The organism is Aeromonas jandaei (assembly GCF_037890695.1).
Classification (GTDB): Bacteria; Pseudomonadota; Gammaproteobacteria; order Enterobacterales; family Aeromonadaceae; genus Aeromonas; species Aeromonas jandaei.
Genome location: NZ_CP149571.1, coordinates 4,320,139 through 4,339,935 on the forward strand (window position 1 = coordinate 4,320,139; position 19,797 = coordinate 4,339,935).

Annotated in this window: 18 protein-coding genes; 15 read left to right on the plus strand and 3 right to left on the minus strand. The window is 60.4% G+C overall.

The window, feature by feature from the left end; all coding sequences use genetic code 11:
- Positions 1-303: 303 nt before the first annotated feature.
- Both mscL and WE862_RS20320 read left to right on the plus strand, forming a co-directional pair.
- Entirely contained in the window at positions 304-714 is a 411-nt protein-coding gene (gene mscL / locus WE862_RS20315; RefSeq protein ID WP_033112703.1) for a large-conductance mechanosensitive channel protein MscL, read from the plus strand.
- An 89-nt stretch (positions 715-803) separates the two neighbouring features.
- Positions 804-2,339 (plus strand): sensor domain-containing diguanylate cyclase, encoded by a 1,536-nt coding sequence (locus WE862_RS20320; protein ID WP_042029891.1) that lies wholly within the window; start codon positions 804-806, stop codon positions 2,337-2,339.
- On the opposite strand, the gene xerD is transcribed toward WE862_RS20320, so the two are convergent.
- Positions 2,336-3,235 (minus strand): site-specific tyrosine recombinase XerD, encoded by a 900-nt coding sequence (gene xerD / locus WE862_RS20325; RefSeq protein WP_042029828.1) that lies wholly within the window; start codon positions 3,233-3,235, stop codon positions 2,336-2,338. The genes WE862_RS20320 and xerD overlap by 4 nt on opposite strands.
- A gap of 217 nt (positions 3,236-3,452) precedes the next feature.
- On the opposite strand from xerD, the gene fldB reads away from it, so the two are divergent.
- The 3 genes from fldB to WE862_RS20340 all read left to right on the plus strand — a co-directional run bounded on the left by fldB (position 3,453) and on the right by WE862_RS20340 (position 6,955).
- Positions 3,453-3,971 carry a flavodoxin FldB gene (fldB, locus tag WE862_RS20330; RefSeq protein ID WP_033112705.1) on the plus strand — a complete coding sequence of 173 codons (519 nt, stop codon included), beginning with the start codon at positions 3,453-3,455 and terminating at the stop codon, positions 3,969-3,971.
- A 243-nt stretch (positions 3,972-4,214) separates the two neighbouring features.
- Positions 4,215-5,615, plus strand: coding sequence for a TldD/PmbA family protein (locus WE862_RS20335; protein ID WP_339058666.1), 1,401 nt, complete (start codon positions 4,215-4,217; stop codon positions 5,613-5,615).
- Positions 5,615-6,955, plus strand: a complete 1,341-nt coding sequence (locus WE862_RS20340) for a TldD/PmbA family protein (RefSeq protein WP_042029830.1) — start codon at positions 5,615-5,617, stop codon at positions 6,953-6,955. The genes WE862_RS20335 and WE862_RS20340 overlap by 1 nt, the downstream gene beginning before the upstream one ends.
- An 83-nt stretch (positions 6,956-7,038) precedes the next feature.
- On the opposite strand, the gene WE862_RS20345 is transcribed toward WE862_RS20340, so the two are convergent.
- Together WE862_RS20345 and WE862_RS20350 are read right to left on the minus strand one after the other, a co-directional pair.
- Complete coding sequence (locus WE862_RS20345; RefSeq protein WP_042029831.1) at positions 7,039-8,160, minus strand: AAA family ATPase; 1,122 nt, start codon at positions 8,158-8,160, stop codon at positions 7,039-7,041.
- Positions 8,161-8,318: 158 nt separating this feature from the next.
- Positions 8,319-8,813: a zinc ribbon-containing protein gene (locus WE862_RS20350; protein WP_042029833.1), complete on the minus strand. Its 495-nt coding sequence runs from the start codon at positions 8,811-8,813 to the stop codon at positions 8,319-8,321.
- A 145-nt stretch (positions 8,814-8,958) separates the two neighbouring features.
- On the opposite strand from WE862_RS20350, the gene leuS reads away from it, so the two are divergent.
- The 10 genes from leuS (at position 8,959) to WE862_RS20400 (ending at position 19,759) form a co-directional block, all read left to right on the plus strand.
- Positions 8,959-11,535 (plus strand): leucine--tRNA ligase, encoded by a 2,577-nt coding sequence (leuS, locus tag WE862_RS20355; protein WP_042029834.1) that lies wholly within the window; start codon positions 8,959-8,961, stop codon positions 11,533-11,535.
- 97 nt (positions 11,536-11,632) lie between these two features.
- Positions 11,633-12,115 carry an LPS assembly lipoprotein LptE gene (gene lptE, locus WE862_RS20360; RefSeq protein ID WP_033112710.1) on the plus strand — a complete coding sequence of 161 codons (483 nt, stop codon included), beginning with the start codon at positions 11,633-11,635 and terminating at the stop codon, positions 12,113-12,115.
- On the plus strand, positions 12,115-13,152 hold the full coding sequence (holA, locus tag WE862_RS20365; protein WP_042029835.1) for a DNA polymerase III subunit delta: 1,038 nt from the start codon (positions 12,115-12,117) through the stop codon (positions 13,150-13,152). Before lptE ends, holA begins: the two co-directional genes overlap by 1 nt.
- Positions 13,146-13,796: a nicotinate-nucleotide adenylyltransferase gene (gene nadD / locus WE862_RS20370; protein WP_041209960.1), complete on the plus strand. Its 651-nt coding sequence runs from the start codon at positions 13,146-13,148 to the stop codon at positions 13,794-13,796. Before holA ends, nadD begins: the two co-directional genes overlap by 7 nt.
- Positions 13,797-13,893: 97 nt before the next feature.
- Positions 13,894-14,235 (plus strand): ribosome silencing factor, encoded by a 342-nt coding sequence (gene rsfS / locus WE862_RS20375; RefSeq protein WP_033112713.1) that lies wholly within the window; start codon positions 13,894-13,896, stop codon positions 14,233-14,235.
- A 21-nt stretch (positions 14,236-14,256) separates the two neighbouring features.
- Positions 14,257-14,724 carry a 23S rRNA (pseudouridine(1915)-N(3))-methyltransferase RlmH gene (rlmH, locus tag WE862_RS20380; RefSeq protein ID WP_005335166.1) on the plus strand — a complete coding sequence of 156 codons (468 nt, stop codon included), beginning with the start codon at positions 14,257-14,259 and terminating at the stop codon, positions 14,722-14,724.
- A 99-nt stretch (positions 14,725-14,823) separates the two neighbouring features.
- A complete protein-coding gene (gene mrdA / locus WE862_RS20385; RefSeq protein ID WP_041209959.1) occupies positions 14,824-16,746 on the plus strand; it encodes a penicillin-binding protein 2 in 1,923 nt (640 codons plus the stop codon).
- A complete protein-coding gene (gene rodA / locus WE862_RS20390) occupies positions 16,739-17,842 on the plus strand; it encodes a rod shape-determining protein RodA (RefSeq protein WP_042029841.1) in 1,104 nt (367 codons plus the stop codon). Before mrdA ends, rodA begins: the two co-directional genes overlap by 8 nt.
- Positions 17,842-18,843, plus strand: coding sequence for a lytic murein transglycosylase B (mltB, locus tag WE862_RS20395; RefSeq protein WP_339058667.1), 1,002 nt, complete (start codon positions 17,842-17,844; stop codon positions 18,841-18,843). The genes rodA and mltB overlap by 1 nt, the downstream gene beginning before the upstream one ends.
- Positions 18,782-19,759: a septal ring lytic transglycosylase RlpA family protein gene (locus tag WE862_RS20400; protein ID WP_042029844.1), complete on the plus strand. Its 978-nt coding sequence runs from the start codon at positions 18,782-18,784 to the stop codon at positions 19,757-19,759. The genes mltB and WE862_RS20400 overlap by 62 nt, the downstream gene beginning before the upstream one ends.
- Positions 19,760-19,797 lie beyond the last annotated feature (38 nt).

The following is a 19,797-nucleotide window of genomic DNA, read 5'->3' on the forward strand; positions in this document are numbered from 1 at the left end:
AAATGTGCACAAAAGCATCATTCCCAGTAGTAAATACTTCACTCTTTTACTCACGTGGCATGAATGAATGGACTCAACAAAGTACAGCAGCACAGTTCAGCATTCAACCTGCTATTTATCGAAAAATTAATATCAGGTTGAACCAAAAAATCACGCCCCCCTGATTGCCAAGCAGAGCCAACCTCAGCAAGCTAGTCAGGGAGAACAGGTGGCATGTGCTCTTGCTACCCTGCTCCCGATAGCGGATCACAGCCAGAACAAGGCGTGACCGCTACGCTAGCGTGCTTAATTTCGGAGGAAAGAATGAGTCTGATACAAGAGTTCAAGGCCTTTGCATCCAGAGGCAACGTGATCGATATGGCGGTCGGTATCATTATTGGTGCCGCCTTTGGCAAGATTGTCTCCTCCTTCGTCGGTGACGTGATCATGCCGCCTATCGGCCTGATCCTGGGCGGCGTGGACTTCAGCGACCTGGCAGTCACCCTGAAGGCTGCCGAAGGCAGCGCTCCTGCCGTGGTCATTGCCTACGGCAAGTTCATCCAGACCATCATCGATTTTCTGATCATCTCCTTCGCCATCTTTATGGGGCTGAAGGCCATCAATACCCTGAAGAAAAAGCAGGAGGAGGAAGCAGCCGCCCCCGCAGCACCGACCAAGGATCAGGAGCTGCTGACCGAGATCCGCGACCTGCTGAAAGCCCAACAGGAGCGTTAAGCCGACTTCCCGGACTGGTGTGTATATGTGTCACGATGCCTGTAGGCTATGGTTACATGGCGTCAATGTATTCTATGGGCATCGTGACTATGCAAACATCCTCTGCTACAAACTCCAATCACAGTTTTATTCTCCGCTATCTTTTTCTGCTAGCCCTACCACTGATTTTGACCACATTGGGTAGTGCGTACCTATTTTCTGTTATGCAGAAAAATACCTTGCTAAGCACCGCCAGATTTTTTAACGATAGTACTGCGCAGCAATGGGATAACTCACTCTCTTCGGTTGAGAGGCAAATAAATATCATCATTGCAGACATCACTGAAAACAATGGAGACCTCCCTCCGGAATTAAAACAACGTTATCGCGATATCTGGCAATACCTTCTTTACCCTGATGGCCCAATAAAAACCGTGTACTACATGCTTCAGGATAACAAGCATATCAATTTCTCTCTTCATCCAACCCCGATAGAGTTCAAAGAGTCGGAACGTCCATGGTACCGCAATGCCATCGAGCATCCCGGCATCAATATCTGGAGTTCCCCTTACATTGACGCGATTGAAAAAACGCCGGTCGTCACCCTTTCCCATGCTGTATTCAATAACCAGGGGGAATTTCTTGGCGTGATTGGCATCGACCTGAACTTGAAAGTATTTTCAGCACGTATAGGGCGGATTCTGGAGAGTAGTAACCATGTTGTATATATGCTCTTTGACCGAGGCAGCAAGATGATTGTGGCTCATAGTGACCCTCAGGAAAATGGCAGTCGACTTGATCAATCATGGATTTCCGAATTGAAAGGCAGAAACGGAACATTAATGAGTGAAAATGGCGATCTCATCTCATATCACGCCCTTCACAACAATCCATCATGGCTGGTTATTACTATATTTCCATTCAAGAGCGATATCCTGATTGGTGAGATACTGCCTACCATATTTATCACTCTTGTATTGTCACTATCGATATTCACACTGGTTGCCATTATTTTCAGGCAACGTCTGGAACATACCATCAGCACGTTGGTACAAGTTGTTAGACAATTGCGTATAACCCCACCGGGGCAACAGATTATTATCCCCAAGCTGGCGGGCATAGAGGAGCTGGAGGATGAAATTGTGATGATTTCAGACAAAATGCAGGCTGAAACAGAAAAATCGCTGCGTGATGCATTAACCGGCTTGTACAACCGCCGTCATTTGGAAGAGACGCTCGCCACTCTGCATAAAGAAAATAGCCAATACATATTGGCGATTATCGACATTGATAACTTCAAAAAAATAAATGATACCTATGGTCATCCCATCGGTGATGCCGTTTTGAAACGCACAGCTCAGCTCGGTAGCCAATTGCTGGAGGAACAAGCAACCCTGTGCCGCTTTGGGGGGGAAGAGCTGGTCGCTATTTTCGAACAGACAGATATTGCCAGTGCGCAACAGTTAATGGAGTCGTGGCGTGCCAGTATGGGGCAACAGGATTGGCGGGAAAAGGGATTGAGCGTCTCCTTTAGCGGTGGCATTGCCGAATCCCAGAATGATGCACCAGATAGTGTGATGGCTCGCGCCGATGCAGCCCTCTATCATGCTAAACAAGCGGGCAAGAATCGCCTGCAACGGGCTTAAGCACGGGGATGGTGTTCGCCGTGCAGCGCCTTGAGCCGCTCGTTGGCGACATGGGTGTAGATCTGGGTAGTGGAGAGATCTGCGTGGCCCAGCAGCATCTGCACCACCCGCAGATCGGCGCCGTGGTTGAGCAGGTGGGTGGCAAAGGCGTGGCGCAGGGTATGGGGGGATAACTCGCCGTTGATCCCGGCCCGCTGGGCATAGAGCTTGATGCGGTGCCAGAAGGTCTGGCGGGTCATCATCCGGGCCAGTTTGGAGGGGAAAACCACATCCGAGCTGGTACCGCCGAGCAGCAGGGTTCGCCCCTCCCGGTAGTAGCGTTCCAGCCAGTACATCGCCTCCTCCCCCATGGGCACCAACCGCTCCTTGTTGCCCTTGCCCACCACCCGCACCAGCCCCTGCCGCAGGCTGACATGCTCGGCAGTCAGCCCCACCAGCTCGGAGACCCGCAAGCCGGTGGCGTAGAGCAGCTCCAGCATCGCCTTGTCCCGCAGCTCCAGCGGATCATCCACCAGCGGCGCCGTCAACAGCGCTTCCACTTCCGATTCGCTCAGATCGGAGGGGAGCTTCTTGGGCAGCTTGGGCCCCTCCAGCAGTACGGTAGGGTCGTCGCTGCGCAGCTTCTCGCGGTTGAGGTACTGATAGAAGCGGCGCAGGGCCGACAGAAAACGGGCCGTACTGCTGGCGGCAAACTGATGATCGACCCGCCACGCGAGATAGTGCTGGATCTCGTCCATCCCCGCCAGCAGCAGGGAGCTGCCCTGCTCGTCGAGCCAGAGGGAGAATTTTTCCAGATCGGTGCGATAGGAGCTGACCGTGTTGTCGGAGAGGCCCCGCTCCAGCCAGAGGGCATCGAGAAAGGGTTCAATCAGGGGATGTGGCTCGGGCTTGCTCATGGTCGGTCGCAGTCAGAAGAACAGTGGCCCATTGTAACGCCTCTGCTTGGCGGATGTGCAAGCCGCTTGCCGCGACCTGATCTGCCCGTGATATCGGGCGGTGAAGGGACGCAGCCAATCTGCTAGACTGGCGCCCTCCCCTTATGTTGCCCATCGTGTTGCCAACAGGTGCAGCCCACACGAGCAAGCGAGAAAGCGCCAAAAGAGATAAAGAGCGATGAAGATTGGTCTGTTTTACGGTTCTACCACCTGCTACACCGAGATGGCTGCCGAGAAGATCCGCGCCCTTATCGGCCCCGAGCTGGTGGATATCCACAACATCAAGGATGTCTCCCTGCGCCTGATGGAGGATTACGAGGTGTTGATCCTCGGCATCTCCACCTGGGATTTCGGCGAGCTGCAGGAGGATTGGGAGTCCCGCTGGGAAGATATTGGCGACCTCCATCTGGAGGGGCGTATTGTCGCCCTGTTTGGCCTCGGCGACCAGCTGGGTTATGGCGAATGGTTCCAGGATGCCCTCGGCATGCTGCACGATCAGCTGGTGCCCAGAGGGGTCAAGCTGGTGGGTTACTGGCCCAACGAAGGCTACGAGTTCGATGCCTCCAAGGCGCTGATCGATGATGGCCGCCACTTCGTCGGCCTGGCCCTCGACGATGCCAACCAGTATGACCAGACCGACTCCCGCATCGAGCAGTGGGTCGACCAGATCCTGACCGAAATTCACGAACTGCTCTGACCCGAGCGGCCTGTCCGGCATCCCAGCCTGTGCGGATGCCGGCTTCCTCCCCCTTCTCTCCGCTCGCTTAAATCCTCCTTTGCCGCCAATGCGGTCGCAGTTATCGCATCGCTTTTTTCAATCGGTATCATCCGCTGACGCCATAGCGACATTTGAGTAACGCTCTGCAACAATGGGGCAGCTACACCATCACGCTCGAATCCGGGTCGCGAAGGCTGAGACCCGCCCAGAAAAGGAGATCCTATGACGCCACTCTCCCTGTTGGCCCCCGCCATCGCCCGCGACGTGCTCGATCACGCGCTGGCGCTCGGGGCTGATTTCGCCGAGCTGTTTGTCGAGCGCAAGCGCCGCAGCCAGCTCAGCCTGCTCTCCAGCCAGATAGAGAACATCAGCGGTGGCCTCGATTTCGGCATCGGCGTGCGCCTCTGCTATGGCCACAAGGTGCTCTACGGCTACACCAATCTGGCCAGCCGCGACGAGCTGCTGCGTATCGTCACCCTGCTGGCGGCCAAAGACCGCCGCGACCCGGTGGTGACCGCCACCGCCTTCGATTTCACCCGCCTGACCGACCGCAACCCGGTCGAGCTGCCCCTGTCGGCCGACAAGCTGCTGGAGCAGAAGATCGCCTATCTGCACGCCATGGATGCGGTGGCCCGCGCCGAGAGCGACAAAGTGAGCCAGTTCTCCGGCAACGTGCTGGGCTGGGAGCAGGAGGTGGAGATCTTCAACAGCGAAGGGCTACAGGTAGCCGATCGCCGCCACTACAACCGCATCATGGCCCAGACCATCGCCCGGGAAGGGAGCGAGCAGAGCGTCGGCTATGAGGCGCCGGGCGCCCTGATGGGCTGGGAACATGCCGAGCGCATCGATCCGCGCGAGCTGGCGCTCACCGCCACCCGTCAGGCACTGGTGAAACTGGGAGCGGCCCCCTGCCCGAGCGGCACCCTGCCGGTCATCATGGAGAACGGCTTTGGCGGCGTCATCTTCCACGAGGCGTGCGGCCACCTGCTGGAGACCACCTCGGTGGCCAAAAAGGCCTCGGTATTCCACGACAAGATGGGCCAGCTTATCGCCAATCCGGTGGTCAATGCGGTGGACGAGGGGCTGCAAGGCAACGTCTGGGGCTCCATCAACGTCGATGACGAGGGGATGGCAACCCAGCACACCCAGCTCATCAAGGACGGCGTGCTGACCGGTTTTCTGGTGGACAGAATGGGCGCCCTCAAAACCGGTTACGCCCGCACCGGCTCCGGGCGGCGTGAATCCTACAAGTACGCTCCCACCTCGCGCATGCGCAACACCTATATCGAGCCGGGCAACCACAGCCTCGACGACATGCTGGCCACGGTGGAGCACGGCATCTACGCCAAAAAGATGGGGGGCGGCTCGGTACAGCCCGGCACCGGTGAATTCAACTTCAACGTGCAGGAGGCCTACCTCATCGAGCACGGCAAGATCACCAAGCCGCTCAAGTCGGCCACCCTGATCGGCACCGGCCCGCAGGTGCTTAAAGAGATCTCCATGGTGGGCAGCAATCTGGCGCTGGCCGCCGGCATGTGCGGCTCGGTCTCGGGCTCAGTCACCACCTCGGTGGGCCAGCCGGCCCTCAAAGTGGACAATATTCTGGTGGGAGGGAACGCCTGATGAGCACCATCGACATGAATCAACTGCTCACCCGCCTGCTGGACAAAGTGGCCGATCTCAACGCCGAAGCAGACATCATCGCCAATCAGGAGAGAGCCTTCTCCCTCAAGGCCGACAAGGGCGAGCTCGGCGAATACAAGGTGACCAGCAGTCAGCAGCTTGGCATTCGCCTGATAAAAGAGGGCCGGGTCGGCATCGCCTACTCGGAAGCGCTCGATGAGGCGGCGCTCGATGCCATGCTGCAGGATGCGCTGGATGCCAGCCGCTTTGCCAAGGTGGATCCGGATCAGCGCATCTCGGTGGCCAATAGCCGGATCACCACAGATTGCGCCGAGATCAACCAGCCCGATACCACGCCGGCTGAGGAGAAGATCGCTCTGGCCCTGCGCCTGGAGTCAGACATGCTGGCCATGCCCGATGTGAGCGGCGCCCCCTACAACAGCTTCTTTGAAGGGGAGAGCCAGCTCTGGCTCGCCAACAGTCAGGGTACCCTCTGTCAGCACGGCGAGTTCAGCGTCGGCTGCTACACCTCGGCGCTGGTCGAACGGGATGGTCGCCAGTCGATGCACTCGCAGGGGCAGTATGGCCGTCGCTTCGACGAGCTGGATAGCCAGCGGCTCATCGCGCAGATCTACGCCGTCGCCAGCGACCTGCTGCCGGGCGAAGCGGTACCAAGCGGTCGCTACAGCGTCATCTTCAGTACCAACTGCTTCGCCAGCCTGTTTGGCTGCTTTCAGGGGGTGCTGTCCGGCAAGTGGGCCCAGCAGGGGATCAACCCATGGCGGGAGAAGGTGGGGCAGAGCGTCGCCTCGCGCTGGCTCACTCTGGAGAGCCGGGTCTATATGCCGGGCGGCATGAACATCAAGGCGTTTGATGGCGAGGGAGCAGCTACCTCGGATCTGCTGCTGATTGGCGACGGTGAGCTGAAAACCCTGCTCCACAACAGCGCCACCGCCCGTCACTTTGGTGTGGCCAGCAACGGCTCGGCCGCCCGCGGCGCCCGCAGCGCCCTCGATGTGACCGCTCGCCATCTGGTGTTTGGCGCCGGCCCCCACAGCGAAACAGAGGTGCGGAGCGGCGACTACCTGGAGCTGGTCAAGCTGGACGGTCTGCACTCGGGGGCCGATGCGGTGAGCGGCGACTTCTCCTTTGGCGCATCGGGATTCCTCTGCCGCGATGGGGTTCGCCTGCAGCCGGTACGCGGCATCACGGTGGCGGGCAACTTCTACCGCCTGCTGGGTGAGCTGGAAGCGGTCGGCGATACCTTGTACCACAACGATGGCAAGGGCTTCTACGCCCCGCTTATCCGTTTTGGTGGACTCTCCGTCGCTGGCAAGTAATCCTGCCTGACTAACGGCGCCCCGGGTCAACGCATGGCCCGGGGCGCCGTTTTTTCATCTCTTGCCCCGCAATTTCAGACCCTTTAATCCTCGTCAAATCGCCACTCGCGACGAGCTGGATCATGCAGGCAGGTCTCCCCGTTAATCATCTGCAAAGGGATGTGGCGACACGGCGCATGGGCTTCGATCGCCTGTGCCAGCACCGGGCTATGGGTAGTCACCCAGAGCTGGGAGTGGCGCGACGCTTCGCCAATCAGCCGGCCCAGTGCCGGCAGCATATCGGGATGCAGGCTGCTCTCCGGCTCGTTCAGTACCACCAGCGGTGCCGGGCGCGGGCTGAGCAGGGCCACTGTCAAGCAGAGCAGGCGCAGGGTACCATCGGATAACTCGCGCGCCCGCAGCGGACGACGCAACCCCTCCCGCGTCATCATCATCTCGAGCCCCGCTTCGCTGTTCCCCACGTGGAAGCTGGCGTCGGGAAAAGCACGGGCGAGAATATCGTGCAGCAATCGGGCATCGCCAATTTCGACGATGGTGGCAAAGGCCGCAGCCAGATCCCGCCCGTCATGACTCAGCACCGGAGTGCGGATCGCCGGTTGCGGACTGCGCAGGGGGGAGCCGGGAGCGATATCGAAGTGGTGATAAAAGCGCCACTGATTCAGCAGGTGGCGCAATCTGGCGAGTTCGGGATAGCGCTCCGGCTCGGCCAGATGGCCAAAGACCGACTCGTGGGGCAGCATGCCGGGGGCATAGTCCACCTTGTCGCCGTCGATGCCGAGCACCTTGACCGCCTGATTGCGCCGCATCAGCAACCGGTTGGAGGGGGAGCGGCGCTCCCCCAGCCACGCCTCCTCCTGCTTGATCTCGGGATCGAAGGCGAAATAGGGGCTGACCGGCGGTGGGGGCAAACCTATCTGCAGCTCATAACCGAACAGATCTGCCTGCATCCCGAGAATAATGCGTTTGGGGGCATCCGCCCGATCGCCAGGACGCAGGCCTCCTGCCCACATGGTCTGGCTGATGCCCCCTTCGGCGCAGATGGCTCGCGCCAGCTCTCCGCTGGCTGCGCTCGCCAACAGATGAATGGCGTTGTATAGGTTGCTCTTGCCGCAGCCATTTGCCCCCTGCACCAGATTGATCCTGCCAAGGGGCATGGATAGCTTGCGCACCGACCGATAGCCCCGGATCCAGATCTCGCTCAACATGGGGATGACTCCTTGCACCTGATAAACGCCCTGAAGGCGAGCCAACCCCGCCGGGCCACAAGGCTACTGTGATCCGCTCGGGAAAGCAGCCCCCTTAGCCACATGAGAAGAGGCACCCGAAGGTGCCTCTTGCAAGCAGCCTTACTAAAACGACGGGATCAGGGCGAGAGCGGTTCGCGGTGATATTCGGCGCAGCCGCATTCGGGGCAGGTATCGAGCTGCTCGGGATGGAGCACGGTATGGCGCCAACCACACTGATCACACACCATGACCCCCAGCCCCACCCAATCGCCCGCTTCGTAAACACCCTTGTGCTCCAGCTCGTCAGCCAGCTCGCGCCACTCCACCTGGGCGCGGTCGGTCACATCCGCCAGCCATGACCAGGCGGTATCTTTGAGGGCCAGCATAAAGGCAGACTCTTCCACCTGCGCACTATCGTCATGGCGCCCCTCGTCATAGTTGCCCAGATCCCGCTTCACATACTCGGCAATCAGCGCCAGCTCGTCCTGAGTGAGGTCACTGGCCGCTTCCAGATAGGCCTGAACGCGGGCAATCATCCGGTTGAGGCGCTCCCCCTGGAACTGCTCTGTCTCTTGCCACTGCTTTTGCAGTTCGGCAATGAAGGTTTCATACCCTTTTTGACGTTTGTCCATGGCTGTTACTCCTCTGCTAAATCCCTTTCTGGCCCGGCTTCAGGCTTGACGGATGCTGGCGGTTGTTGCCGCCGCAGGATATGGGTATTCTATTGCGATTTCCCAGCTGATTTATCTATTCATTTCACAGATCCGGATGTCACCAATGCAAGAGCAATACGTTCCCCAATCAATCGAACCAGCAGTGCAGAAGCACTGGGATGCCAAGAAAACCTTCAAGGCCGTGGAGAAAGTAGACAAAGAGAAGTTCTACTGCCTCTCCATGTTCCCCTATCCGTCTGGTCGTCTACACATGGGGCACGTTCGCAACTACACCATAGGTGATGTGATCTCCCGTTATCAACGCCTCAATGGCAAGAACGTGTTGCAACCCATCGGTTGGGATGCCTTCGGTCTGCCGGCGGAAAACGCCGCCATCAAGAACAACACTGCGCCGGCCCCCTGGACCTACGAAAACATCGAATACATGAAGAACCAGCTGAAGATGCTGGGTCTGGGTTATGACTGGGATCGTGAAGTCGCCACCTGCAAGCCGGACTACTACCGCTGGGAGCAGTGGTTCTTCACCAAGCTCTACGAGAAGGGTCTGGTCTATAAGAAGACCTCCTCTGTCAACTGGTGCCCGAACGACATGACCGTACTGGCCAACGAGCAGGTTGTCGACAACTGCTGCTGGCGCTGTGACACCCCGGTCGAGCAGAAAGAGATCCCCCAGTGGTTCATCAAGATCACCGACTACGCCGAAGAGCTGCTGAACGACATCGACAACCTCGAAGGCTGGCCGGAGATGGTCAAGACCATGCAGCGCAACTGGATTGGCCGCTCCGAAGGGGTCAACATCAGCTTCGCCATCGAGGGTCAGGCTGAGCAGCTGGAGGTCTACACCACCCGTCCGGACACCTTCATGGGCGTCACCTATGTCGGTATCGCCGCTGGCCACCCGCTGGCCCTGCAGGCCGCCGAAAACAACCCGGAACTGGCCGCCTTTATCGAAGAGTGCAAGAACACCAAGGTAGCCGAAGCCGAACTGGCCACCATGGAGAAGAAGGGCATGGCCACCGGCCTCTACGCCATCCACCCGCTGGATGGCCGCAAGGTGCCGGTCTGGGTCGCCAACTTCGTGCTGATGAACTACGGCACCGGCGCCGTGATGGCAGTTCCGGCCCACGATCAACGTGACTTCGAATTCGCCACCAAATATGGCCTCGACATCAAGGCGGTCATCAAGCCGGTTGATGGCGACGTAGACGTGAGCGAAGCCGCTTACACCGAGAAGGGCGTGCTGTTCAACTCCGGCGAGTTTGACGGTCTCGACTTCCAGGGCGCTTTTGATGCCATCGCCAACAAGCTGGAAACGCTGGGCAAGGGCAAGCGCACCGTCAACTTCCGTCTGCGCGACTGGGGTGTCTCCCGTCAGCGCTACTGGGGTGCCCCCATCCCGATGCTGACTCTGGCTGACGGTACCGTAGTGCCGACTCCGGAAGATCAGCTGCCGGTGCTGCTGCCGGAAGATGTGGTGATGGACGGTATCCAGAGCCCGATCAAGGCCGACGCCGAGTGGGCCAAGACCACCTACAACGGTCAGGAAGCGTTCCGCGAGACCGATACCTTCGACACCTTCATGGAGTCCTCCTGGTACTACGCGCGCTACTGCTCCCCGGACTACGACAAGGGCATGCTGGACCCGGCTGCTGCCAACCACTGGCTGCCGGTGGATCAGTACATCGGCGGCATCGAGCACGCCTGTATGCACCTGCTCTATGCCCGCTTCTTCCACAAGCTGCTGCGTGACGCAGGGCTGGTCAACAGCGACGAGCCGTTCAAGCGCCTGCTCTGCCAGGGCATGGTGCTGGCCGACGCCTTCTACTACAAGGACGAGAAGGGCGGCAACGTCTGGGTCAGCCCTACCGACGTCAAGGTAGAGCGTGACGAGAAGGGTCGCATCACCAAGGCCATCGATAACGAAGGCCGCGAAGTGATTCACTCCGGTATGACCAAGATGTCCAAGTCCAAAAACAACGGCATCGACCCGCAGCTGATGGTCGAGCGTTACGGCGCCGATACCGTCCGTCTGTTCATGATGTTCGCCTCTCCGGCCGAGATGACGCTGGAGTGGTCCGACTCCGGCGTAGAGGGTGCCCAGCGCTTCCTGCGTCGCCTGTGGCGCACTACCTTCGAGCACGTCTCCGGTGGCGCCGTTGCCGCGCTGGACGTAGCCGCCCTTACCAGCGAGCAGAAAGCCATTCGCCGCGAACTGCACAAGACCATCGCCAAGGTGAGCGACGACGTGGGTCGCCGTCAGACCTTCAACACCGCCATCGCCGCCATCATGGAGCTGATGAACAATCTCTCCAAGCTGGGTAACGACGAGCAGGATCGCGCCCTGATGCAGGAAGCGCTGGAAGCTGTGGTGGTCATGCTCTACCCCATCACCCCGCACATCGGCTTCGAGCTGTGGAAGATGCTGGGCAAGGGCGACGACGTGGATCACGCCGCATGGCCGGTGGCCGATGAAGCGGCCATGGTCGAGACCGAGAAGCTGGTCGTGGTGCAGATCAACGGCAAGATGCGCGGCAAGCTGACCGTTCCGGCCGAGATCAGCCAAGCTGATGTCGAGAAGCTGGCTATGGCCGATGCCTCCGTGCAGAAGTTCACCGACGGTCTGACCGTGCGCAAGGTGATCTACGTACCGGGCAAGCTGCTCAACATTGTCGCCAACTGATCGGTCGTCAACGAGCGTTGCCAATCTGTGACAGCAAACGGATGATAACGGCGGGCCCTGCGCCCGCCGCTTTCCCTTAATGCAAAGAGGATTTTCTATGGGCACCATCTTCACCCGCTGGATGGCTATCATGCTGGCAGCCCTGCTGCTGCAAGGCTGCGGTTTTCACATGCGCGGCACCGGCATTCCGGCCGAGCTGAAGACCATGAAGGTCGTGGGCGACAACAAGAGCGACTTCTACCGGATGGTCACCACCCGCCTCAAGGCATCAGGGGTTACCCTGGCCGACAAGGAAGGGATCCCGGTACTGACCCTGGGCGGCATCGGTGCCAGCAGTCAGGTCGCCTCGGTCAACGCACAGGGTGTCGACACCGAGTATGTACTGGGCTTCAGCACCCAGTTCACCGTCTCGGTGCCCGGCAAACCGACTCAGGTTTTCCCCATCAACTTCAACCGCAGCTTCCTCAACAAGCCGGATGCAGCGCTCGCCTCCTCCCGTGAGCAGGAGCAGCTCAACCGCGAGATGCAGGAGCAGGCGGCCAATCAGGTGATCCGGCAGTTGAGCCAGGTCAGCTTCTGATGCGGATTTATCCTGAACAATTTGGTGACCACCTCAAAGCAGGGCTTCGGCCCTGCTATCTCGTTTTTGGTGATGAACCCCTGCTGCGACTGGAGGCCATTGACGCCATCCGTCAGGTCGCCCGCAAACAGGGATTCGATGAACGCCACACCTTCGTGGTGGAACAGGGGCTGGACTGGAATCAGGTCTACGACGCCTGTCAGGCAATGAGCCTTTTTTCTGCCCGCCAAATCATTGAACTGGAACTGCCCGCCAAGGTCGACAAGGATCTCGCTGCCCGTATCAGCGACATTGGCAAGCAGCTCCACCCCGATCTGCTGCTGGTACTGAGCGGCGGTCGCCTCAACCAGACCCAGATGAAAGCAGCCTGGTTCGACAAGCTCTACCAGATCGGCACCTATGTGCCGGTCAACCACCCGGAGCCCAAGTTCTTCCCACGCTGGATGAGCGCCCGCTTCCAGCGCTTTGGCCTCAAGGCGCTGCCGGATGCCATCAACTTCATGTGCCACTCCTACGAGGGCAACCTGCTGGCCGCGAGCCAGGAGATCGAGAAGCTGACCCTGCTCTCGCCGCCACAGCCCATCAGCGTCACCTATCTGCAGGAGACCATCATCCGCCACGCCCACTTCACCCCGTTCCAGCTGGTCGATACCCTGCTGGAGGGAAAAGTGAACCGGGCCCAGCGCATTCTGGCCGCTCTGCGGGCCGAAGGCACCGAGCCGGGGATGCTGGCATGGACCCTCTGCCGCGAGCTGGAGCAACTGACCGAATTGTCGCTGGCGATGCGCAACGGCCAGCCACTGGGGGAACACTTCAACCGCCTGCGCATCTGGCAGAGCCGCCAGCAGCTCATTCAACAGGCGCTGACCCGGCTTCCCTTCGCCAAGCTGCAGCAGCTGTGGCAGCTGATGGCACAACTGGATGACGCCCAGCGCCGCTTTGATACCGAGCAGGCCTGGCTGATGCTGCAGACCATAGCCCTCGGCTTTCGTGACGGTACGCCCCTGCCGCTGGCGATGGAGAGTGCGCCATGCTGAAGGCGCCTATTGGCCTGCTGGGGGGCACGTTCGACCCTATCCATATCGGCCATCTGCGCCCCGCCATCGAGGCGCGCGATGCCATTGGTCTGGCCGAAGTGCGGCTGATCCCGAACCATATACCGCCCCACCGCGCCAACCCGCACTGCTCCAGCGAGCAGCGTCTGGCCATGGTCAGGCTGGCGGCGGCAGAGAACCGCCACTTCGTGGTGGATGAGCGGGAGCTTTGGCGCGACAAGCCCTCCTACACCATCGATACCCTGATCGAGCTGCGTCAGGAGCTGCCCGATACGCCGCTCTGCTTTTTGATGGGGATGGACTCGCTGCTTGGCCTGCCCGGCTGGCACCGCTGGCGGGAGCTGCTCGACTACGCCCATCTGGTGGTGAGCACCCGCCCCGGCTGGCAACCCGATTATCCGGCCGAACTGGCTGAACTGCTGGCCCGTCATCAGGTCAAAGAGGTAGCCGCACTGCACCGGCAACGGGCAGGCCATATCTGGTTGGCCAGCAACCAACCCATTGAATTGTCTGCTACCCGGCTGCGCGAGCTGCTGGCGGCGGGAGAAGATCCCCGCTACCTCTTGCCCGAGCCGGTTGCGCACTATATTGATCAACAGGGGCTCTACCGCGCCATCTGCCGGTAAGACTCCCCAGCTGTCCCGTTCCGGTAGGAAACGGGAGTGACCATGATATAATCCGCCGCCCTCACGCTGTCAGGCGCCGGAATACAGGAGAGACTCATTGCAAGGCCAAGAACTTCACGCCTTTATCATCGACAAGATTGATGACATGAAAGGCCGCGATATCATCACCCTCGATGTACGCGGCAAATCCAGCATCACTGACACCATGATCGTCTGCTCCGGCAACTCCAACCGTCACGTCTGCGCCATCGCCAACCATCTGGCCAGTGAAGCCCGTCATGCCGGGCTCGACCTGCTGAGCGTGGAAGGCGAGCTGAGCGGAGAGTGGGTACTGGTAGATATGGGATCGGTGATCGTGCATGTGATGCAGGATGAACATCGTGACTTCTACCAGCTGGAAAAACTGTGGGGCGGTGCCGCTCAAGTGAACACGCAATAACGAGAGCAGCAAAGTACCGACATGAAGATTCAGTTGATCGCGGTGGGCACCAAGATGCCCGCCTGGGTAGAGCATGGCTTTGAAGAGTATCGCCGCCGCTTCCCGAAAGATATGCCGTTTGAGCTGGTGGAGATTGGCGCCGGCAAACGGGGCAAAAATGCCGATATTCCCCGCATTCTGCAAAAAGAGGGGGAGGCCATGCTGGCCGCCGCCGGGCGCTCGCGCATCGTCACCCTCGACATTCCGGGCAAGCCATGGACCACGGAGCAGCTGGCTACCCAGCTGGAGGCGTGGAAGCTCGATGGCCGCGATGTCGCCCTGCTGGTAGGCGGGCCGGAAGGCTTGTCGCCGGAGTGCAAGGCAGCCGCAGAGCAGAGCTGGTCGCTCTCGCCGCTGACCCTGCCCCACCCGCTGGTGCGGGTACTGGTCGCCGAGAGCCTCTACCGTGCCTGGAGCATTACCACTAATCACCCGTATCACAGGGAGTGAGCCAGGATGTGGCTCACCCTCCCCGACACACATGCGAATCACAGAGAGTGAACAATGCCGCTCCTGCTGTTATTGCCCCAATGGTTCTGAGGTAAAGGCATGCTGAAACAACGCATCGAGATGCGCGATCACAGTGCCGAGGGCAATCTGTTCTTCCGGCGCACTCTGGTAGCCTACATCGGCATCGTCGTGCTGATGCTGGTGCTGCTGGGCAATCTCTATTACCTGCAGGTCGAGTCTTACGACACCTACCAGACCCGCTCCAACTCCAACCGCATCCGGGTGGTGCCGGTGGCGCCGCCGCGCGGCCTCATCTATGACACCAACGGCGTGCTGCTGGCGGAAAACCGCCCCGTCTACAGTCTGGAGATTGTCCCTGAAGAGACGCCGGATCTGGCCAAAACCGCCGATGAGCTGGTCGCCCTGCTGGGTCTGCCGGAGGGAACAAAAGAGAAGTTTCTGGCTGAAGTGAAGCGCCAGCGCCGCTTCAAGCCGGTCGCCCTCTACGAGAAGCTGACCGAGTATCAGGTGGCGCTCTTCTCGGTCAACCAGCACAACTACCCGGGTGCCAGCATCGAGGCTTACCTCAAGCGCTACTACCCGTTTGGCGACACCCTCACCCATGCGCTGGGCTACGTGGCCAAGATCAACACCCGCGACGTGGAGCGCCTCGACAAGGAAGACAAGCTCGCCAACTACGCAGCCACCAAGGATATCGGCAAGCAGGGGGTGGAGAAGTATTACGAGGATGAGCTGCACGGCGTGGCGGGCTATCAGGAGGTCGAGGTCAACAACCGCGGCCGGATTGTCCGCACCCTCAAATTCCAGCCACCGGTTCCGGGCAAGGATATCTACCTCAACATCGATGTGCGGCTGCAGCTCAAGGCCCAGCAGTTGCTGGCCGGCCAGCGCGGTGCCATCGTGATGATGGATCCCAAAACCGGCGCCATTCTGGCCATGGAGTCGAGCCCGAGCTACGACCCCAACCTGTTCGTGACCGGCATCTCGGGCCCCAACTACTCGGCGCTGCTCAACGATCCGGCGCGGCCGCTGGTCAACCGCACCACCCAGGGCATCTATGCTCCCGCCTCCACCGTCAAACCCATGATGTCCATCATGGGCCTCAACGAAGGGGCCATAACCCCGGGCTATCGCTACTTCGGTGGCCCCAGCTTCTCCATTCCCGGCACCACCAAGAAGTTCCGCGACTGGCGCCGCTGGGGTCATGGCTGGCTCGATGTCTATCGGGCCATCGAGGTATCGGCCGACACCTACTTCTACGATCTCGCCTACCGGGTCGGCATCGACAAGATCCACAGCTACATGACCAAGTTCGGCTTCGGTCAGTACACCGGTGTCGACCTCTATGAGGAGAGCAAGGGGGTCATGCCGTCGCGGGACTGGAAAATGGCTCGCTGGCGTCAGCCATGGTATCAGGGGGACACCATCTCCATCGGTATCGGGCAGGGCTACTGGAGTGCCACCCCGCTGCAGCTGGCCAAGGCGATCAGCATCCTGACCCAGAACGGTCACGACGTCACCCCGCACCTGCTCAAGAGTACCGCCTCGCAGGCGGGCGTGGTCGATGCCCCGGTCAACCCCAACATCGCCCTCAAGCTCAAGAACGACAGCTTCTGGAAAGTGGCGCAAGAGGGGATGTGGCGCGTCAACCATGGCAGCGAAGGCAGTGGTCGCCTGTCGTTTGCCAAGGCCCCCTACTCCTCGGGTGGCAAGTCGGGCACCGCTCAGGTGGTCGGTCTGAAAGAGAACCAGGTCTACAACATCAAAACCGTCAAGGCGGAACATCGCGACAATGCGCTATTCGTCGCTTACGCCCCCTTTGAAGCCCCCAAGGCGGTCGTTGCGCTGGTGCTGGAGAACTCCATTGGTGGTGGTGGTGGCCGTGCCGCATCGCCCATCGCACGCCAGATGATGGATGCCTTCCTGCTGCCGCCCGAACCACAACTGCCACCGGCACCGGAAAAGCCGTCCAAACCGAGTGAGGTTGCTACCAATGAGTAATTCAGCCCGCCAGCAGAGTATCTGGTACAAGCTGCACATCGACCTGCCCCTGCTGCTGGGGTTGCTGGCCGTCATCGCCCTCTCCATGGTGGTGCTCTACTCCGCCTCCGGCCAGGATATGGACTCCATTGTGCGCCAGCTGGTGCGCGGCGGACTTGCCTTCGCCCTGATGATCGGCATGGCCCAGCTGCCGCCCTCCCTCTACGCCCGCTGGTCGGTGCCGCTGTTTGTCGGGGTGGTACTGCTGCTCATCGCAGTGGACGTATTCGGCCATATCGGCAAGGGGGCCCAGCGCTGGCTCGACTTAGGCTTTATGAAGTTTCAGCCCTCCGAGGTGATGAAACTTTCCATGCCCATCATGGTCGCCGCCTGGCTCAGCCGTCACTCGCTGCCTCCCAAACTCAGTCATGTGGTGATAGCCCTCATCATGGTGCTACTGCCGACCCTGCTTATTGCCGCCCAGCCCGACCTTGGCACCTCCATTCTGGTGGCGGCCTCCGGCTTCTTCGTCATCTTCCTGGCGGGGCTCAGCTGGTGGCTGATCGGACTGGCGGCGCTGCTGATCGCGGCCTTTATGCCGGTGCTCTGGTTCTTCCTGATGCACGACTATCAGCGCCAGCGGGTCATGATGCTGATCGACCCGGAGAAAGACCCGCTCGGCCGCGGCTACCACATCATCCAGTCCAAGATTGCCATCGGCTCCGGCGGCGTCTTTGGCAAGGGGTGGCTGCAGGGCACCCAGTCCCAGCTCGAGTTTCTGCCCGAGCGCCACACCGACTTCATCTTCGCGGTATTCAGCGAGGAGTTCGGTCTGGTGGGGGTGGCGCTGCTGCTGGTGCTCTATCTCTACGTCATCAGCCGCTGCCTGTTTATCTCGATGCAGGCCCAGAACAGCTTTGAACGGCTGCTCGGTGGCGCCATCACCCTCACCTTCTTCGTCTATGTGTTCGTCAACATGGGCATGGTAAGCGGCATCCTGCCGGTGGTAGGTGTTCCCTTGCCGCTGGTGAGCTATGGCGGCACCTCCATGGTGACCCTGATGGCCGGATTCGGTATCCTGATGTCCATCCAGACTCATAGAAGACTGCTTGCCTGATGCGTCTGGCTGGGTTGTTGCTCTCGCTCGTTGCCCTTACGGCAGAGGCGGCCGTCGAACCTGCCGGGCTCGCTCGGCTTGCCGAACAGCAGCAAGTGCCGCTGGCCGAGTTGCAGGCGGCTGTGGCCAGCGCCCGGCTAAGGCAGGAGGTGCTCGACACCATCAGTCGGCCGTGGGAGGCCAAGCCCTGGCACCGCTACCGGCCGCTGTTCGTCACCCCGGATCGCATCCGGGATGGCCTGCAGTTCTGGCAGCAGCATGCCGCCACGCTGGCGCGAGCCGAGCAGACCTATCGGGTACCGGCCTCGCTTATCGTCGCCATCATCGGTATCGAGACCTTCTACGGTCGCCAGATGGGCCGTCATCCGGTGCTGGACAGCCTCTACACCCTGGGGTTTCACTACCCCGAGCGCAGCGACTTCTTTGCCAAGGAGTTTGCCCAGCTGGTGTTGCTGGCCAAAGAGGAGGGGTGGCAACTCGATACCCTCAAGGGCTCCTATGCCGGGGCCATGGGGATGGGGCAGTTCATGCCCTCCAGCTATCGCCACTACGCCGTCGATTTTGACGGCGATGGCAAACGGGATCTCTTCGCCAATCCGGCTGATGCCATCGGCAGCGTGGCCAACTACTTCGCCAGCCACCAGTGGCGCTGGGGCGAAGCGGTGGTCGAGCCGGCCCAGATCGGGCTGATGGCGGTTGATCCCCTGCTCAGGCGAGAGCCCGAGCTGACACAACAGTGGTCAGAACTGGCGGCGGCAGGGATTGAGCTCGCCACGCCGCTGGCCCCGCAGACGCCGGTCAAGTTACTGGCATTTGATCAAGCCGATGAACCGGAATACTGGGTCGCACGGCATAACTTTTATGTGATCACCCGCTACAATCGCAGCCCGCTCTACGCGATGGCGGTGTATCAACTTAGCCAAGCCATTCAGGAAGCGTATGCATCTTCGTCACAAACTCCTCCCGCTCAGCCTGAGCTTGTTGCTGGCCGCCTGCAGTAGCAGCCAGCCGGAACAGTCCGCCCCGGTCGATCTGCCGCCCGCCAGCAAACCGCCCGTTATCGAGATCCCGCAAGCCACCGGCGCCATCCCGCGCCCCGAGCCCCTGAGTGCCAGCGGCAACCGGGACTACTGGCGCGGCCAGGAGAAATTCGAGGTGTGGCGCGATATCAAGCACTACAGCGAAGAGGGCACAGCCAGCTGGCTCTCCCCCTCCCTCGATGGCCAGAAGACCGCCAATGGCGATGTGCAGGACAGCAAGCTGTTCAGCGCCGCCCACCGCAACCTGCCGCTGCCAAGCTACGTGCGGGTCACCAATCTGGACAACGGGCTGGAGACCATAGTGCGAGTCAACGATCGCGGCCCGTTTGACAGCAGTCGCCTGATCGACCTCTCTCCCGCTGCCGCCAAACAGCTCGAGATGATCGAGGGGGGCGAGGCGCGGGTGCGGCTCGAACTCATCAACGACACCCCGGATCAGATGGTGATCATGGAGCCGATGAAGCCCATCGAGATGACGCCAACCGCCCCGGCTGCCGCCGCTGCACCTCAGGCGATGTCACAGGATGGCTTCATCGGTCAACCGACCGAGCTCGCCATGGCTGCGCCGGCCGCAGAAGCCGCGCCCGTCAAGGCACCCGCCGCCAAAGCGGCACCGACCAAACCGGCTCCGGCCAAGGCGGCAGCCCCTGCCAGCAGCGGTGACGGCAAGATGATCCAGGTACTGGCCAGCGGCTCCCAGCAGCGGGCCGAGGCGATGGGCAAGGTGATGACCCAGCGTTATGGCCTCCCCTACCGGATCGATAGCCATGGTGCCATTTTCCGGGTGCTGATTGGCCCTGTTGCGGCCGACCAGCAAGCCGAAACATTGGAAAAAGTGCGTCAGGGTGGCCTCGAACAGGCCTTTATCGTTCCCTGATCGTTACCCTTTTGCTGCGGGTGTGACTAACCGCTTAC

What these genes read in the sequence shown, in the direction of transcription:
- WE862_RS20345 (WP_042029831.1), bottom strand. Translation starts at nt 8,160, where the DNA reads ATGTTGAGCGAGATCTGGATCCGGGGCTATCGGTCGGTGCGCAAGCTA.
- lptE (WP_033112710.1), top strand. Translation starts at nt 11,633, where the DNA reads ATGGGCACCATCTTCACCCGCTGGATGGCTATCATGCTGGCAGCCCTG.
- nadD (WP_041209960.1), top strand. Translation starts at nt 13,146, where the DNA reads ATGCTGAAGGCGCCTATTGGCCTGCTGGGGGGCACGTTCGACCCTATC.
- rodA (WP_042029841.1), top strand. Translation starts at nt 16,739, where the DNA reads ATGAGTAATTCAGCCCGCCAGCAGAGTATCTGGTACAAGCTGCACATC.
- WE862_RS20350 (WP_042029833.1), bottom strand. Translation starts at nt 8,813, where the DNA reads ATGGACAAACGTCAAAAAGGGTATGAAACCTTCATTGCCGAACTGCAA.
- holA (WP_042029835.1), top strand. Translation starts at nt 12,115, where the DNA reads ATGCGGATTTATCCTGAACAATTTGGTGACCACCTCAAAGCAGGGCTT.
- mscL (WP_033112703.1), top strand. Translation starts at nt 304, where the DNA reads ATGAGTCTGATACAAGAGTTCAAGGCCTTTGCATCCAGAGGCAACGTG.
- WE862_RS20320 (WP_042029891.1), top strand. Translation starts at nt 804, where the DNA reads ATGCAAACATCCTCTGCTACAAACTCCAATCACAGTTTTATTCTCCGC.
- mltB (WP_339058667.1), top strand. Translation starts at nt 17,842, where the DNA reads ATGCGTCTGGCTGGGTTGTTGCTCTCGCTCGTTGCCCTTACGGCAGAG.
- xerD (WP_042029828.1), bottom strand. Translation starts at nt 3,235, where the DNA reads ATGAGCAAGCCCGAGCCACATCCCCTGATTGAACCCTTTCTCGATGCC.
- rlmH (WP_005335166.1), top strand. Translation starts at nt 14,257, where the DNA reads ATGAAGATTCAGTTGATCGCGGTGGGCACCAAGATGCCCGCCTGGGTA.
- WE862_RS20400 (WP_042029844.1), top strand. Translation starts at nt 18,782, where the DNA reads ATGCATCTTCGTCACAAACTCCTCCCGCTCAGCCTGAGCTTGTTGCTG.
- fldB (WP_033112705.1), top strand. Translation starts at nt 3,453, where the DNA reads ATGAAGATTGGTCTGTTTTACGGTTCTACCACCTGCTACACCGAGATG.
- WE862_RS20335 (WP_339058666.1), top strand. Translation starts at nt 4,215, where the DNA reads ATGACGCCACTCTCCCTGTTGGCCCCCGCCATCGCCCGCGACGTGCTC.
- leuS (WP_042029834.1), top strand. Translation starts at nt 8,959, where the DNA reads ATGCAAGAGCAATACGTTCCCCAATCAATCGAACCAGCAGTGCAGAAG.
- WE862_RS20340 (WP_042029830.1), top strand. Translation starts at nt 5,615, where the DNA reads ATGAGCACCATCGACATGAATCAACTGCTCACCCGCCTGCTGGACAAA.
- mrdA (WP_041209959.1), top strand. Translation starts at nt 14,824, where the DNA reads ATGCTGAAACAACGCATCGAGATGCGCGATCACAGTGCCGAGGGCAAT.